Source organism: Pseudomonas sp. BIGb0558, from assembly GCF_024807515.1.
Lineage (GTDB): Bacteria > Pseudomonadota > Gammaproteobacteria > Pseudomonadales > Pseudomonadaceae > Aquipseudomonas > Aquipseudomonas yamanorum_A.
On sequence record NZ_JANUEW010000005.1, the window covers coordinates 137,891 to 153,085 of the forward strand.

Sequence of the window (15,195 nt, forward strand, 5' to 3'; positions counted from 1 at the left end):
AGCCTGCAATGCATCAATTGACTCTGGCCGAGATCGCCCGCGGTCTCGCCGACAAAAAGTTTTCTTCCGAAGAGCTGACCAAGACCCTGCTGGCGCGTATCGCCGAGCTGGACCCGAAGGTCAACAGCTTCATCAGCCTCACCGAAGAACTGGCCCTGAGCCAGGCCAAGGCCGCCGACGCCCGTCGCGCCAACGGTGAGAACGGCGCCCTGTTGGGTGCGCCGATTGCCCACAAAGACCTGTTCTGCACCCAGGGCATTCGCACCAGCTGCGGCTCGAAGATGCTCGACAACTTCAAGGCGCCCTATGACGCCACCGTGGTCGCCAAGCTGGCTGCTGCCGGGGCCGTGACCCTGGGCAAGACCAACATGGACGAATTCGCCATGGGCTCGGCCAACGAGTCGAGCTACTACGGCGCGGTGAAAAACCCGTGGAACCTTGAGCACGTGCCCGGCGGTTCGTCCGGTGGTTCGGCGGCAGCGGTTGCCGCTCGTCTGTTACCTGCCGCCACGGCCACCGATACCGGCGGTTCGATCCGCCAGCCGGCCGCTTTCACCAACCTCACCGGTTTGAAACCGACCTACGGTCGCGTTTCCCGCTGGGGCATGATTGCCTACGCCTCCAGTCTCGATCAGGGCGGCCCTCTGGCACGCACGGCTGAAGACTGCGCAATATTGTTACAAGGCATGGCAGGCTTCGATCCGCAGGACTCCACCAGCATCGATGAACCCGTGCCGGACTACAGCGCCAGCCTGAATACCTCGATCAAAGGCCTGCGCATCGGCGTGCCGAAAGAGTATTTCAGCGCCGGCCTCGACCCGCGCATCGCCGAACTGGTGCACAACAGCGTCAAGGCGCTGGAAAAGCTCGGCGCCGTGATCAAGGAAATCAGCCTGCCGAACAACCAGCACGCGATTCCTGCCTACTACGTGATTGCCCCGGCAGAAGCGTCCTCCAACCTGTCGCGTTTCGACGGCGTGCGTTTCGGCTACCGCTGCGAAAACCCGAAAGACCTCACCGACCTTTATAAGCGCTCCCGCGGCGAAGGTTTCGGCGTGGAAGTACAACGCCGGATCATGGTCGGTGCCTACGCCCTGTCCGCCGGTTACTACGACGCGTACTACCTCAAGGCGCAAAAGATCCGTCGCCTGATCAAGAACGACTTCATGGCTGCCTTTAATGAAGTCGACGTGATCCTCGGCCCAACCACGCCGAACCCGGCCTGGAAGATCGGCGCCAAGACCGGCGACCCGATCGCCGAGTACCTGGAAGACCTGTACACCATCACCGCCAACCTCGCTGGGCTGCCGGGCTTGTCCATGCCTGCAGGTTTCGTCGACGGCTTGCCGGTGGGCGTGCAACTGCTCGCCCCGTATTTCCAGGAAGGCCGCCTGCTCAATGTGGCGCACCAGTACCAGTTGAACACTGACTGGCACACTCGCACCCCTACCGGCTTCTGAGGAGAACACTATGCAATGGGAAGTCGTGATCGGGCTGGAGATTCATACCCAGCTCGCCACCCAATCGAAGATTTTCTCCGGTAGCGCCACCACGTTCGGCTCCGAGCCCAACACCCAGGCCAGCCTCGTAGACCTGGGCATGCCCGGCGTGCTGCCGGTGCTGAACCAGGAAGCGGTGCGCATGGCGGTGATGTTCGGCCTCGCCATCGATGCCGAAATCGGCCAGCACAACGTGTTCGCCCGTAAAAACTATTTCTACCCGGACCTGCCCAAGGGCTACCAGATCAGCCAGATGGAATTGCCGATCGTCGGCAAGGGCTACCTGGACATCCCGCTGGAAGACGGCACCATCAAACGTGTCGGCGTGACCCGCGCGCACCTGGAAGAAGATGCCGGCAAGAGCCTGCATGAAGAATTCAACGGCGCCACCGGCATCGACCTGAACCGCGCCGGCACGCCGTTGCTGGAGATCGTGTCCGAGCCGGACATGCGCAGCGCCAAGGAAGCCGTGGCCTACGTCAAGACGATCCACGCGCTGGTACGTTACTTGGGGATTTGCGACGGCAACATGGCCGAAGGCTCCCTGCGTTGCGACTGCAACGTGTCGGTGCGGCCAAAAGGCCAGGCCGAGTACGGCACGCGCTGCGAGATCAAGAACGTCAACTCGTTCCGTTTCATCGAGAAGGCGATCAACACCGAAGTGCGTCGCCAGATCGAGCTGATCGAAGACGGCGGCAAGGTAATCCAGCAGACCCGCCTGTACGACCCGAACAAAGACGAAACCCGCGCCATGCGCAGCAAGGAGGAAGCCAACGACTACCGTTACTTCCCCGACCCGGACCTGTTGCCGGTGGTCATCGAGGACTCGTTCCTGGCTGACGTGCGCGCCACCCTGCCGGAGCTGCCGCCGCAAAAACGCGAGCGCTTCCAGGAGCAGTTCGGTCTTTCGGTGTATGACGCCAGCGTGTTGGCTTCGAGCCGCGAGCAAGCCAACTACTTCGAAAAAGTCGTGAGCATTGCCGGCGACGCCAAACTGGCGGCCAACTGGGTGATGGTTGAGCTGGGCAGCCTGTTGAACAAACAGGGCCTGGAAATCGACGAAGCACCGGTGTCGGCCGAGCAGTTGGGCGGCATGCTGCTGCGGATCAAGGACAACACCATCTCCGGCAAAATCGCCAAGACCGTGTTTGAAGCCATGGCCGCAGGCGAAGGTAACGCCGACGAGATCATCGAGAAGCGCGGCCTGAAGCAAGTCACCGACAGCGGCGCGATTTCGGCCGTGCTCGACGAGATGCTGGCAGCCAACGCCGAACAGGTTGAACAATACCGTGCGGCGGATGAAGCCAAGCGCGGCAAGATGTTCGGCTTCTTTGTCGGCCAGGCGATGAAAGCCTCCAAAGGCAAGGCCAACCCGCAACAGGTCAACGAACTGCTGAAAAGCAAACTCGAAGGCTGATCGCGGTCGTCTCACTGCGGGAGCCGGCTTGTGTGGGAGCTGGCTTGCTTGCGATAGCATCACCTCGGTGCACCTGAAAGACCGAGGCGCTTGCATCGCGGGCAAGCCCGGCTCCCACATTAAGCCGGTTTCCACATCACTTTCGGGGACACCTTGAATGAAGCGTCTACTCGGCCTGCTGGCCCTGTTCTCACTGCTCGCCGGCTGCGCCAGCGGCCTCATCGACCCCAACGGCTACGACGAAACCGGCACCGCCTCCTACTACGGCGCCAAACACCACGGCAATCGTACTGCCAGCGGTGAACCGTTCAACCAGAATGCCCTGACCGCCGCCCATCGTCGCCTGCCCTTCGGCACGCAGGTGAAGGTCACCAACCTCGACAACGACAAAAGCGTCATTGTCCGCATCAACGACCGCGGCCCGCATACCCGTGGGCGCCTGATCGACCTGTCACGCAAAGCCGCCGAACAGCTGGGAATGATCAGCAGCGGCACCGCACGCGTTCGCGTGCAAGCCCTCAGCAACTGACCCACGGAGCCCAGGCCATTTTCGGATTAACCGCCCTCTCGCTCTTTAGCGTGATCGAACTGATCAGCGGCCTGCTGCTGTTGATCATCGGCGCCGAAGTCCTGGTGCGCGCCGCCGTGCGCCTGGCCGCCAGCCTCAAGGTGCGGCCACTGATCATCGGCCTGAGCATCGTCGCCTTCGGCAGCAGCGCGCCGCAGATAGCCATCAGCCTGCAAGCCACCCTCGCGGACAACACCGACATCGCCGTGGGCAGTGTGATCGGCAGCAGCATCTTCAACACCCTCGTCACCCTTGGCCTGGCGGCCCTGATCATTCCGTTGCGGGTCTCGCGACAACTGGTACGCCTGGATATCCCGGTGATGATTTTCGCCAGCCTGCTGGTGTTCGTGCTCGCCGCCAACGAAGAGCTGACGCCGGCCGACGGCTTGTTACTGCTGGCGGCCCTGGTGGCCTACCTCGGCGTGCTGCTGTACCAGACCCGTCACTCCCGCCGCCCCCGCACCATTCACACCGTGGTGCAAGCACCCTGGCTGAGCAGCGTATTGCTGATGATCGGCGGCCTGTTGATCCTCGTCCTGGCCGGGCACCTGTTGCTGGGCGCCGCGGTGGACGTGGCCGAGGACCTTGGCCTGTCGGAACGCATCATCGGCCTGACGCTGATTGGCGTCGGCACTTCCCTGCCGTGCCTCGCCACCTCGTTGATCGCCGCCCTGCGCGGCCAGCGGGAAATTGCCGTGGGCAACGTGATCGGCAGCAACCTGTTCAACCTGCTTGGCGTGCTGGGTTTTACCGCGCTGGTGGCGCCCTCGCCGCTGTCGGTATCGCCCAACGCCCTCGATTTCGACCTGCCGGTAATGCTCGGCGTGGCTGCCCTGTGCCTGCCGGTGTTTTATTCGGGCTACCGGGTCACCCGCGCCGAAGGCCTGGTGTTCCTGGGGTTGTACCTGGTGTATGGGCTGCATGTGGTGTCGTTCACCTTCGGCATGCCGCTGGCCACCAAGCTTGAACAACTGATGCTGTATTACGTCCTGCCAGCGCTGGTGGCTTTTCTGTTGTTCACTTCGCTGCAAGCCTGGCGCCGCCAACACAAGAGGGAATCGCAATGACCGAACAGAAAAAACCCGGCGTTGAAATGCGCCGCCAGGTAATGGGTGATGTGTTTGTCGATCGAGCGCTGGGCAATGCCACCGAGTTCAGCCAGCCACTGCAGGATTTCGTCAACGAACATGCCTGGGGCAGTGTGTGGAATCGTGAAGGCCTGCCGCTGAAAACCCGCAGCCTGATCACCCTCGCGGCCTTGACCGCCCTCAAGTGCCCGCAGGAACTCAAGGGCCACGTGCGCGGCGCGCTGAACAACGGTTGCACCGTGGAGGAGATTCGCGAGGCGCTGCTGCATTGCGCGGTGTATGCCGGCGTGCCGGCGGCGATTGATGCCTTCCGCGCGGCTCAGGAAGTGATCGACAGCTACCAGAAAGACGCCTAGATCCAACCGCCCGCCTGCAACACGAAGATCCCGATATTCGTGGTCACCGCCGCCATCAAGGTGGTGATCACGATAATCGCGGCCGCCAGCTCATGATTGCCCTCCGCCGCCCGCGCCATGACAAAACTGGCCGCTGCCGTGGGTGCGCCGAAATACAGGAACAGAATCCCCAGCTCCGGCCCGCGGAACCCCAGCAGCCACGCGCCAAGGGTGGCCAGCACCGGCAGCCAGATCATCTTCATCAGGCTGGCACTCAAGGCCATGTCGCCGCTTTTGCGCAATGCCGCCAGCGACAAAGTGCCGCCGATACAGATCAATGCCAACGGCAAGGTCATATCCGCCAGATACTGCCCGGAAGATTCAAGCCAGCCGGGCAAGCCAATCTGGAAATACGCGAAGGGCGCGGCCACGATCACGCTGATGATCAACGGGTTGGCCAGCACACTCTTGAAGATGCTCCACGGGTCGGACTTGATCACCGGGCTGTACACCGCCAGCACAATGGTCGACAGGGTGTTGTAGAACAGGATCACCAACGCCGCGAGCACCGCGCCGAGGGAAATCCCGTAGTCGCCGTACATGCTGGCCGCCAGTGCCAGGCCGATCACACCGTTGTTACCGCGAAACGCGCCCTGGGCATAGATGCCGCGGTCTTCCCGTGGGCAACGAAAGATCGCCCAGCCCCAGGCCAGGGCAAAGCTCAGCAGCGTGGCGACGGCAAAATAGATCAGCAGGCCCGGCTTGAGGGCTGAATGCAGGTCGGCGTGGAGAATCCCGAGGAACAGCAAGGCCGGCATGGTGACGTTGAACACCAGGGACGAGGCGGTGTGGATAAAGTTGTCGTTGATCCAGTTGATGCGCTTGAGCAGGACGCCCAGGAACAGCATGGCAAACACCGGCGCGGTGATATTCAGGGTTTGTAGGAAGATTGCCAGCATGCCGGGGAGAACCTTGGGTGAGCGTCGGTAGGTGGCTAATGATAAGCCACCTGGCGGCCTTATGGTGGGGGCTCGCCCTAATGCCACTCAGTTAAGAGACAGTCCCGAGCTGTAAATAACCTGTGGCGAGGGAGCTTGCTCCCGCTGGACTGCGCAGCAGTCCCATTTTTGGGGGTGCTTCGCACCCCAGCGGGAGCAAGCTCCCTCGCCACAAAAAGCACTGTCGGTGGACAGATCAGGTAATCGGCGCCGGGTTGAACAACGTAATGTCATTGTGCAGCTTGTGCTGCTCCGCCCACGTCTGTTTCTTGCCGCTGGCCACATCCAGATAGAAGTGGAACAGCTCCCAGCCCAGCTCTTCAATCGTCGCCCGCCCGGTGGCAATCCGCCCGGCGTCGATATCAATCAGGTCCGGCCAGCGCTGCGCCAGCTCGGTACGCGTCGAGACCTTCACCACCGGCGCCATCGCCAGCCCATAGGGCGTGCCACGCCCGGTGGTGAACACATGCAGGTTCATCCCCGCCGCCAACTGCAACGTGCCGCACACAAAGTCACTGGCCGGCGTCGCGCAAAAAATCAGGCCCTTGCGATTGAACCGTTCGCCCGGGCCGAGCACCCCATTGATCGCACTGCTGCCCGACTTGACGATAGACCCCAGCGACTTCTCGACAATATTCGACAACCCGCCCTTCTTGTTGCCCGGCGTGGTGTTGGCGCTGCGATCCGCCTCGCCCTTGGCCAGGTAACGGTCGTACCAATCCATCTCCCGTACCAGCTCCCGGGCCACGTCCTGATTCTCGGCGCGGGAGGTCAGCAGGTAGATAGCATCGCGTACTTCGGTAACTTCGGAAAACATCACCGTCGCGCCCGCCCGCAGCAGCAGATCCGAGGCATAACCCAGCGCCGGGTTGGCGGTGATCCCGGAGAATGCATCGCTGCCACCGCACTGCATGCCGAGGATCAACTCCGACGCCGGTACCGTTTCCCGCCGGCGCAGGTCGAGTTTCTTCAGGCGGGTTTCGGCCAATTCCATGATCTGTTCGATCATTTCGGTAAAGCCGTGGCTGGAATCCTGCAACCGATACAGCCACGGCTCACTCAGATCAACCGAGCTGTCGTTTTCATGCATCACCTGCCCGGCCTGCAATTTCTCGCAACCGAGGCTGATCACCAGGGCCTCACCGCCCAGGTTCGGGTTGCGTGCCAGATTGCGCACGGTGCGAATCGGGATGTAGGCGTCGGTAGCCGTGATCGCCACACCACAGCCATAGCTGTGGGTCAGCGCCACCACGTCATCGACGTTGGGGTACTTGGGCAGCAACTCGTCCTTGATGCGTTTCACCGCATGGTCCAGCACCCCGGTGACGCACTGCACCGTGGTGGTGATGCCGAGGATATTGCGCGTGCCCACGGTGCCGTCAGCGTTGCGATAACCCTCGAAGGTGAACCCTTCCAGCGGTGCCTGGGCCTCGGGCACCTCGGTGGACAGCGGCAAGCTGTCCAGAGGCGGCGCCGTGGGCATGCGCAGTTGATCTTCCTGGACCCAACTGCCGCGGGGAATCGGGTGCAAGGCATACCCGATGGTCTGCCCATAGCGAATGATCCGACCGCCTTCGGGGATGTCTTCCAGGGTGACCTTGTGGCTTTGGGGAATGAAATCCACCGTCACCAGGCCGTCGGGAAACTCGGTCCCCGCCGGTACGCCCTGGTCGTTGACCACAATCACCACGTTATCCAGCGCGTGCAAACGGATGGAGCGTGGCGAATCGGCATGTTCAATCAACTGCATGACGCGGGCCCCTTCAGGAATGCGCTTGGGAAAGTTTAGTCAGCTCAGGGCCGTTGGCCGGCGGCTCTTTAAGCACCACACGCTTGATCGGGCCGACGATCACCAGGTAGCTGAACACTGCCAGCAAGGCATTGGCACCGACGAACACCAGGGCCCACTTGAAGGAGCCGGTGGTGCTGATGATGTAGCCGATCACGATCGGTGTGCTGATGGACGCCAGGTTGCCGAACATATTGAACAAACCGCCACTCAGCCCGGCGATTTGTTTCGGCGAGGTGTCGGAAACAACCGCCCAACCCAGTGCGCCAACGCCTTTACCGAAGAAGGCCAGGGCCATGAAGCCCACCACCATCCATTCGATGTCCACGTAGTTGCACGCCACGATGCTACTGGAAATCAGCAGGCCGCCAATGATCGGCGCCTTGCGGGCGAAGGTCAGGGAATGGCCTTTACGCAGCAGGTAGTCGGAAATCACCCCGCCCAATACGCCGCCGATAAAACCGCAGATCGCAGGCAACGAGGCGATAAAGCCGGCCTTGAGGATGGTCATGCCGCGCTCCTGAACCAGGTACACCGGGAACCAGGTCAGGAAGAAATAGGTAATGCCGTTGATGCAGTACTGGCCCAGGTACACGCCGAGCATCATGCGGTTGGTCAGCAACTGACGGATGTAATCCCACTTCGGGCCGTCGGTTTTCTTGCCTTTGCCCTTGTCCTGGTCCATGTCGACCATGGCGCCGTTGGCCGCAATATGCTGGAACTCAGCCTCATTGATCATCGGGTGCTGGCGCGGGCTGTGGATAACTTTCAGCCAGATCAGCGAGAACACAATGCCGATGCCGCCCATCACCACGAACACGTGCTGCCAGCCGAAGGTGTAGACGATCCAGCCCATCAGCGGCGCAAACAACACGGTGGCGAAATACTGCGCCGAGTTGAAGATGGCCGAGGCCGTACCGCGTTCAGCCGTAGGAAACCAGGCCGCCACGATGCGGGCATTTCCGGGGAAGGATGGCGCTTCAGCCAGGCCCACCAGGAACCGCAGCATGAACAGCGCAACGATAGCGGTGGAGACACCGAACTCACCGACATAGCCTTGCAGCACGGTGAACAGTGACCAGGTGAAGATGCTCAGGGCGTAGACTTTTTTCGAACCGAACCGGTCCAGCAGCCAGCCGCCGGGAATTTGCCCGGCCACGTAGGCCCAACCGAATGCGGAGAAGATATAACCGAGGGTGACGGCGTCAATGCCGAGGTCTTTCTGCAGGCTGGAGCCCGCAATGGCAATGGTCGCCCGGTCGGCGTAGTTGATCGTGGTCACCAGGAACAGCATGAGCAGGATCAAATAGCGGACATGGGTCGGCTTGGTCGCTTGCATGAAAATGTACTCCCACTAATTATTTTTTTTGCGGGTAATCAAATTGTAAGCCTGTGGCGGGCACGGACCCGCCACAGGGTGCAGCCGTTACGAACCGATGTAGCTGGTTTTCACCACGGTGTAGAACTCTTGCGCATAGCGACCTTGCTCACGCGAACCGTAGGATGAACCCTTACGGCCACCGAATGGAACGTGGTAATCCACACCGGCAGTCGGCAGATTGACCATCACCATCCCGGCCTGGGAATGACGCTTGAAGTGGTTGGCGTACTTCAGCGACGTGGTGGCAATACCCGCCGACAGACCGAACTCGGTGTCGTTGGCCATCGCCAGCGCCGCTTCGTAATCCGCCACGCGCACTACGTTGGCCACCGGGCCGAAGATTTCTTCACGGCTGATGCGCATCGCGGCTTCGCTGTCGGCAAACAGCGTCGGCGCGAGGAAGTAGCCTTCGGTGTCGCAGGTCACCAGTTCACCACCGCTGACCAACCGGGCACCTTCGCTCTGGCCGATGTCGATGTACTTCAAGTCCTGGTCCAGCTGCGCCTGGGAAACCACCGGGCCGATGTCGGTGCCGGTTTTCAGGGCGTGGCCGACCTTGATCGACTTCATCCGCTCGGCCATGGCCGCGACGAACTGGTCGTGAATCCCGGCGGTCACGATAAAGCGGCTGGAAGCGGTGCAACGCTGGCCGGTGGAGTAAAACGCGCTTTGCACCGAGAGCTCGACGGCTTGCTTGAGGTCGGCGTCGTCGAGAATGATCTGCGGGTTCTTGCCGCCCATCTCCAACTGCACCTTGGCCTGGCGCGACACGCAGTTGACCGCGATCTGACGACCCACGCCCACCGAGCCGGTAAAGCTGATGCCGTCGACTTTCGGGCTGTTGACCATGGCATCACCGACCACACGGCCGCTGCCCATCACCAGGTTGAACACACCGGCGGGGAAGCCGGCGCGGGAGATGATTTCGGCCAGGGCCCAGGCGCAACCCGGGACCAGTTCGGCCGGCTTGAGTACCACGCAGTTGCCGTAGGCCAGGGCCGGGGCGATTTTCCAGGCAGGAATGGCAATCGGGAAGTTCCACGGTGTGATCAGGCCAACCACACCCAAGGCTTCGCGGGTCACTTCGACATTGACGCCCGGGCGCACCGACGGCAGGTAGTCGCCGGACAGGCGCAGGCATTCACCGGCGAAGAATTTGAAAATGTTGCCGGCGCGGGTCACTTCGCCGATGGCTTCGGGCAGGGTCTTGCCCTCTTCCCGGGCCAGCAGGGTGCCGAGCTCTTCGCGGCGGGCGAGGATTTCGGTGCCGACTTTATCCAGGGCGTCATGACGGGCCTGGATGCCGGACGTGGACCACGCTGGGAATGCAGCCCGCGCAGCGTCAATGGCGGCGTGGACTTGGGCAAGATCCGCCTTGGCGTATTCGCCAATGACATCAGACAACTCCGACGGATTGAGGTTGGCCGAATAGTCGGCGCCGGCAACCCATTGGCCACCGATGTAGTTTTCAAAACGCTTGGCTTGGGACACGAATGCTCTCCTGACGCAAAAAGCCGCTGATTACTCAGCGGCCTTGGTGATGGGTTATTGCGCGCCTTGCTTGTCGATCAGCGCGGCCAGGGCTTCGTATTCTTCCGGCAGCAGATCGGTCAGCGGCGTACGCACGGGGCCTGCGTCATAACCGACGATTTTCGCCCCGGCCTTGACGATGCTCACGGCGTAACCGGCCTTGCGGTTACGGATATCGAGGTACGGCAGGAAGAAGTCGTCGATGATCTTGCCGACGGTGGCGTGATCTTCCCGGGCAATGGCGTGGTAGAAATCCATCGCGGTTTTTGGAATGAAGTTGAACACCGCCGAGGAGTACACGGGCACGCCCAGGGCCTTGTAGGCCGCGGCGTAAACCTCTGCAGTCGGCAAGCCGCCCAGGTAGCTGAAACGGTCACCGAGGCGACGGCGGATCGACACCATCAATTCAATGTCACCCAGGCCGTCCTTGTAGCCGATCAGGTTCGGGCAGCGCTCGGCCAGGCGTTCCAGCAGCGGCGCGGTCAGGCGGCAGACGTTGCGGTTGTAGACCACTACACCGATCTTGACCGACTTGCACACCGCTTCAACGTGGGCGGCAACCCCGTCCTGGCTGGCTTCGGTCAGGTAGTGCGGCAGCAGCAGCAGGCCTTTGGCGCCAAGACGCTCGGCTTCCTGGGCGTACTCGATGGCCTGGCGGGTGGCACCGCCGACACCGGCAAGAATCGGCACGCTGGTGGCGCAGGTATCAACCGCGGTTTTCACCACTTGCGAATATTCGCTGGCCGCCAGGGAGAAAAACTCACCGGTGCCGCCAGCGGCGAACAAGGCCGTGGCGCCATAAGGGGCCAGCCATTCCAGACGCTTGATGTAGCCCGCCTGGTGGAAATCACCCTGGGCATTGAAATCGGTCACCGGGAAAGACAGCAGACCGTGAGAGAGGATGGACTTCAGTTCTTGTGGATTCATTATTCGAACACCCTGGGCGAAGACTTTCTGTTGTGAGATTGCGGATGGTTATCTTGATGTCGTACGTCATCGTACAACTATAAAAATATTCGTCAACTGCAATTCATCGACCTTCTACCGGTTCGGGATTTGTATACGCCTCCCTTGACGTAGGAAATTTCTCCTCTATGCTCGATTTAACTGTATATACGTACAGTTATTACGGAAGATTCCTACGACATAGCAAGGAGCTAACATGTCAGGTCTTGAACTCGCCACACCTGTAAAAAAGCCACCCACCCTGCGTTTTGAAGGGGGCGAACACACCGCCATCGGCGACGACACCCTGTTGCGCTTCGTCAAGGATGCCCCAGCGATTCCTGCGCGCCAGGTTGAATTGCACCTGCCCAACGGCCTGGCCCTGAGCTATGGCCAGATCATCGCCCTGGGCGGCGATTTCTACGGAATTCCCGGGCGCCCCATCAACGAAGGTGCATCGCCCGCTGATCGCGTGCAGCGCTTTACCGACGCCTTCAACTCGCTGGCGGTACTCCCGGCATCACGGGAGGAAGCAGGAAAAATCCTGGCGGTGATGCAAAAAGAGATCAACGCGGTCAACCAGGCGATCAAGGACGGCAAGCAGCCCCATGAAGCCTATGACGCGCTGGGTGACACACTGTCCGAAGAGTGGAACCGCATCACCGGCGGCGGCAGTGCCGTGTCGGCGCTGATTCCGCTGGGGCGCTATCTGAAACTGGCGGCAGACAACGCCGATCACTTCGGCGAATGGGCGTTGGCAGCCTATCTGGCGGGCCATACTGCGGCGTTGCAACAAGCGGTGGTGGCCCATCAGACCGGCACCGACCAGGCGCTGGAACTGGCCTACGCCATGAACGGTTTCGCTGATCACTTTTTGACCGATCTGTTTTCCGCCGGCCACCTGCGGGTACCGCGCAAGCAACTGGCGGCAGTGGTGACACCGGGTGAACTGGGCTCGCTGATCAGCCGCTTCATGCACGACGAAGACAGCAAGTTCGGGCTCAATGTGCGCAACGCCTTGGGCGAACAGTGGCACGCCTACGGTGATAAACGTTATTTCGACAGCAACGATGCGGCCAACCGGGCCATGGTCAAACGTGCCGTGCAGGCCTCGGCCGACGAAATCTTCGAAACGTTTATCAGCGGCGTGGCGCCCTCCCCGGCCAACTTCAAGGCGCCGTTGTATGTGCCGGACCTGAATGCCGCGCAAAACCCGGCGAACAACTTTTCACCGCTGTTCAAGGCTGAAGGCGACAAAGTGCTGCGGCGCAAGGACGTCAACAACCTGAACGACAAGCAGTGGACCAATGACTGGTGGGGCTGGAGTACGTACCTGCTGCTCAAGGACTACAAGCCGAATCAGCCGGCCTGAACGACATGAGTTAAGCCTTGTGCATTAACCTGTGGCGAGGGAGCTTGCTCCCGTTGGGCTGCGAAGCAGCCCCAGCGAGAACACGGGGTTCTTTCAGACAGAACTCGGGGGAATGGTTTTGGGGCCGCTGCGCGGCCCAACGGGAGCAAATTCCCTCGCCACAATGAGCTTCCAAGCCTTCCAGGCTGGAATTAACCGCGCTGCGCTTCAGCCTCTTCATGAGCATGGCGCAGCCGCTCACGGCTGTTGGTCAGGTGCAAACGCATGGCCGCCCGCGCCGCATCCGAGTCCTGGCGAGCGATCGCCTCATAGATCTCTTCGTGTTCGCGGCTCAGGCGGCTCATGTAGTGCTGCTGGTCATCATGGGCCAGGCGCGCCGAGTTCAACCGTGTGCGCGGAATAATGCTGGTGCCCAGGTGGGTCATGATGTCGGTGAAGTAGCGGTTGCCGGTGGACAGGGCAATCTGCAGATGGAACTGGAAGTCCGACGCCACCGCATCACCAGCGCGGGCCGCGCTTTCGTTCAGGGCATCGAGGGCTGCGCGCATGCCTGCCAATTGCTCTTCGCTGCGACGCTGGGCAGCAAGGCCGGCAGACTCCACTTCCAGGCTGATCCGCAGCTCGAGGATCGCCAGAACATCACGCAGCGTAACAACAGTGGCCGGGTCGATCCGGAAGCCGCTGGGACTCGGCGTATCCAGCACAAAGGTGCCGATGCCATGGCGGGTTTCCACCTGCCCCGCCGCCTGCAATCGCGAGATGGCTTCACGCACCACGGTGCGGCTGACCCCATGGGCATCCATGATCGCCGACTCGGTGGGCAGCTTGTCGCCACGTTTGAGTTGGCCGTCGCGGATCTGCTCGGACAACACCGTGACCAATTCCTGGGCAAGGCTGCGGCGCTTGCGGGGATGACGAGGGGCGGCGCTGGCGTTTTCCATGATGAATCATCTATCTCGGCGATCAGAAGTACGCATGATAGCCCATGGCGGTTGTACGATCACCGTTGCGTCATGACTTTCATCTATAACCGCCGGGGTTTTCACCAGGCAAAAAAATGCCCCGGCATTGCCGAGGCATTTTCAACACTGGCCCGAGGGCTGGCGTCTTGTTACTTCACCACTTTCAGACTCGGCCGACCGCTTGGGCGCGGTGGCTCGGAATCCGGCGGCGGTACATCATCTTCGCCTTCGAGCTCGATCGCTTCGTCATCCTCAAGGGACGACTCCAGATCAAACACCATGCCCTGGCCATTTTCCCGGGCGTAAATCCCGAGGATGGCGCCGATGGGCACGAACAGCGTATGCGGCACACCGCCGAAACGCCCTTCGAAGCTGACCGCTTCATTGTCCATGTGCAGGTGACGCACAGCACTGGGTGAAACGTTCAGGACGATTTGTCCGTCACTGGCAAAACCTTGCGGTACCTGAACCGCGGGAAACTCGGAATTGACCAGCATGTGCGGGGTGCAATCGTTGTCCACTATCCACTCATAGAGCGCGCGGACCAGGTAAGGTCGACTGGAGTTCATCAACGGCTCCTTAAGCCTTAGCGCATATCGCGTTCGACGCCAGACAGACTCGCCTGGAAAGCCTCACGCGCAAACTGGCGCTCCATGTAGTCAAGCAGCGGCTTGGCAGGCCGCGGCAGTTCTATGCCCAAAATCGGCAAGCGCCAGAGTATGGGTAATAGGCAGCAATCCACCAGACTTTGTTCCTCGCTGAGGAAAAAAGGTTTGTCGGCAAACAACGGCGAAACACCGGTCAGGCTCTCGCGCAATTCCTTGCGCGCCTGAACCCGGGCCGCTTCTTTACTGCGTGAATCCAGAATCAGGTCCACCAGGCCACACCAGTCACGCTGGATCCGGTGGATCAGCAGGCGGCTGTTGGCACGCGCCACCGGATACACCGGCAACAACGGCGGATGGGGATAACGCTCATCCAGGTATTCCATCACCACGGTTGACTCCCACAACGCCAGGTCACGATCGACCAGGGTGGGCAAGCTGCCGTAAGGGTTCACTTCGATCAGTTTCGGTGGGTGACGACCCGCCTCCACAGTAATGATCTCTGCGCTGACACCCTTCTCTGCGAGCACGATGCGTACTCGGTGGGAATAGTGGTCGGCGGGGTCGGAGTAACAGGCCAACCGATTGGTCACGCCCATGGCGGTCCTCCTCGCTTGTTGAAATTATCGGAAGCTCAAAAACGAGCGCGCCCAGTGAGCATCTCCGTGACGCCTGGATAAACCAGACTTACCTTCAGAGATGCCGC

14 protein-coding genes are annotated in these 15,195 nt (G+C 61.1%); 6 read left to right on the top strand and 8 right to left on the bottom strand.

Translation table 11 applies throughout. The features are described from left to right. Positions 1–8 precede the first annotated feature (8 nt). The 5 genes from gatA to M2400_RS09760 all read left to right on the top strand — a co-directional run bounded on the left by gatA (position 9) and on the right by M2400_RS09760 (position 4,928). Entirely contained in the window at positions 9–1,460 is a 1,452-nt protein-coding gene (gatA, locus tag M2400_RS09740; RefSeq protein WP_177043434.1) for an Asp-tRNA(Asn)/Glu-tRNA(Gln) amidotransferase subunit GatA, read from the top strand. Positions 1,461–1,470: 10 nt separating this feature from the next. Beyond that, positions 1,471–2,916 carry an Asp-tRNA(Asn)/Glu-tRNA(Gln) amidotransferase subunit GatB gene (gatB, locus tag M2400_RS09745; RefSeq protein WP_010170723.1) on the top strand — a complete coding sequence of 482 codons (1,446 nt, stop codon included), beginning with the start codon at positions 1,471–1,473 and terminating at the stop codon, positions 2,914–2,916. A gap of 157 nt (positions 2,917–3,073) precedes the next feature. Continuing rightward, positions 3,074–3,445 carry a septal ring lytic transglycosylase RlpA family protein gene (locus M2400_RS09750; protein ID WP_177043433.1) on the top strand — a complete coding sequence of 124 codons (372 nt, stop codon included), beginning with the start codon at positions 3,074–3,076 and terminating at the stop codon, positions 3,443–3,445. A gap of 50 nt (positions 3,446–3,495) precedes the next feature. Further along, entirely contained in the window at positions 3,496–4,551 is a 1,056-nt protein-coding gene (locus M2400_RS09755) for a calcium/sodium antiporter (protein ID WP_177077916.1), read from the top strand. Continuing rightward, entirely contained in the window at positions 4,548–4,928 is a 381-nt protein-coding gene (locus M2400_RS09760) for a carboxymuconolactone decarboxylase family protein (RefSeq protein WP_003216068.1), read from the top strand. The genes M2400_RS09755 and M2400_RS09760 overlap by 4 nt, the downstream gene beginning before the upstream one ends. Here the strand turns inward: M2400_RS09760 and M2400_RS09765 are convergent. The 5 genes from M2400_RS09765 to kdgD form a co-directional block, all read right to left on the bottom strand. Beyond that, positions 4,925–5,866, bottom strand: coding sequence for an AEC family transporter (locus tag M2400_RS09765; RefSeq protein ID WP_177043431.1), 942 nt, complete (start codon positions 5,864–5,866; stop codon positions 4,925–4,927). The two genes, M2400_RS09760 and M2400_RS09765, sit on opposite strands and share 4 nt — an antisense overlap. Positions 5,867–6,101: 235 nt before the next feature. Continuing rightward, positions 6,102–7,655: a galactarate dehydratase gene (gene garD, locus M2400_RS09770; RefSeq protein ID WP_177043430.1), complete on the bottom strand. Its 1,554-nt coding sequence runs from the start codon at positions 7,653–7,655 to the stop codon at positions 6,102–6,104. A gap of 13 nt (positions 7,656–7,668) precedes the next feature. Continuing rightward, positions 7,669–9,033 (bottom strand): MFS transporter, encoded by a 1,365-nt coding sequence (locus M2400_RS09775; protein WP_010170736.1) that lies wholly within the window; start codon positions 9,031–9,033, stop codon positions 7,669–7,671. Between the two features lie 87 nt (positions 9,034–9,120). After that, a complete protein-coding gene (locus M2400_RS09780; RefSeq protein WP_177043428.1) occupies positions 9,121–10,566 on the bottom strand; it encodes an aldehyde dehydrogenase family protein in 1,446 nt (481 codons plus the stop codon). Between the two features lie 54 nt (positions 10,567–10,620). After that, on the bottom strand, positions 10,621–11,532 hold the full coding sequence (gene kdgD, locus M2400_RS09785; protein ID WP_003216058.1) for a 5-dehydro-4-deoxyglucarate dehydratase: 912 nt from the start codon (positions 11,530–11,532) through the stop codon (positions 10,621–10,623). A gap of 235 nt (positions 11,533–11,767) precedes the next feature. On the opposite strand from kdgD, the gene M2400_RS09790 reads away from it, so the two are divergent. Then, positions 11,768–12,922, top strand: a complete 1,155-nt coding sequence (locus tag M2400_RS09790) for a phospholipase (RefSeq protein ID WP_259195853.1) — start codon at positions 11,768–11,770, stop codon at positions 12,920–12,922. Between the two features lie 191 nt (positions 12,923–13,113). Here the strand turns inward: M2400_RS09790 and M2400_RS09795 are convergent, their stop codons facing one another. The 3 genes from M2400_RS09795 to M2400_RS09805 all read right to left on the bottom strand — a co-directional run bounded on the left by M2400_RS09795 (position 13,114) and on the right by M2400_RS09805 (position 15,088). Further along, the gene (locus M2400_RS09795; protein ID WP_177043426.1) at positions 13,114–13,863 is read right to left on the bottom strand and encodes a FadR/GntR family transcriptional regulator; all 750 of its coding nucleotides are present in this window, start codon (positions 13,861–13,863) and stop codon (positions 13,114–13,116) included. Between the two features lie 170 nt (positions 13,864–14,033). After that, a complete protein-coding gene (locus M2400_RS09800; RefSeq protein ID WP_003216051.1) occupies positions 14,034–14,453 on the bottom strand; it encodes a ClpXP protease specificity-enhancing factor in 420 nt (139 codons plus the stop codon). 17 nt (positions 14,454–14,470) lie between these two features. After that, positions 14,471–15,088: a glutathione S-transferase N-terminal domain-containing protein gene (locus M2400_RS09805; RefSeq protein WP_010170749.1), complete on the bottom strand. Its 618-nt coding sequence runs from the start codon at positions 15,086–15,088 to the stop codon at positions 14,471–14,473. Between the last annotated feature and the right edge of the window lie 107 nt (positions 15,089–15,195).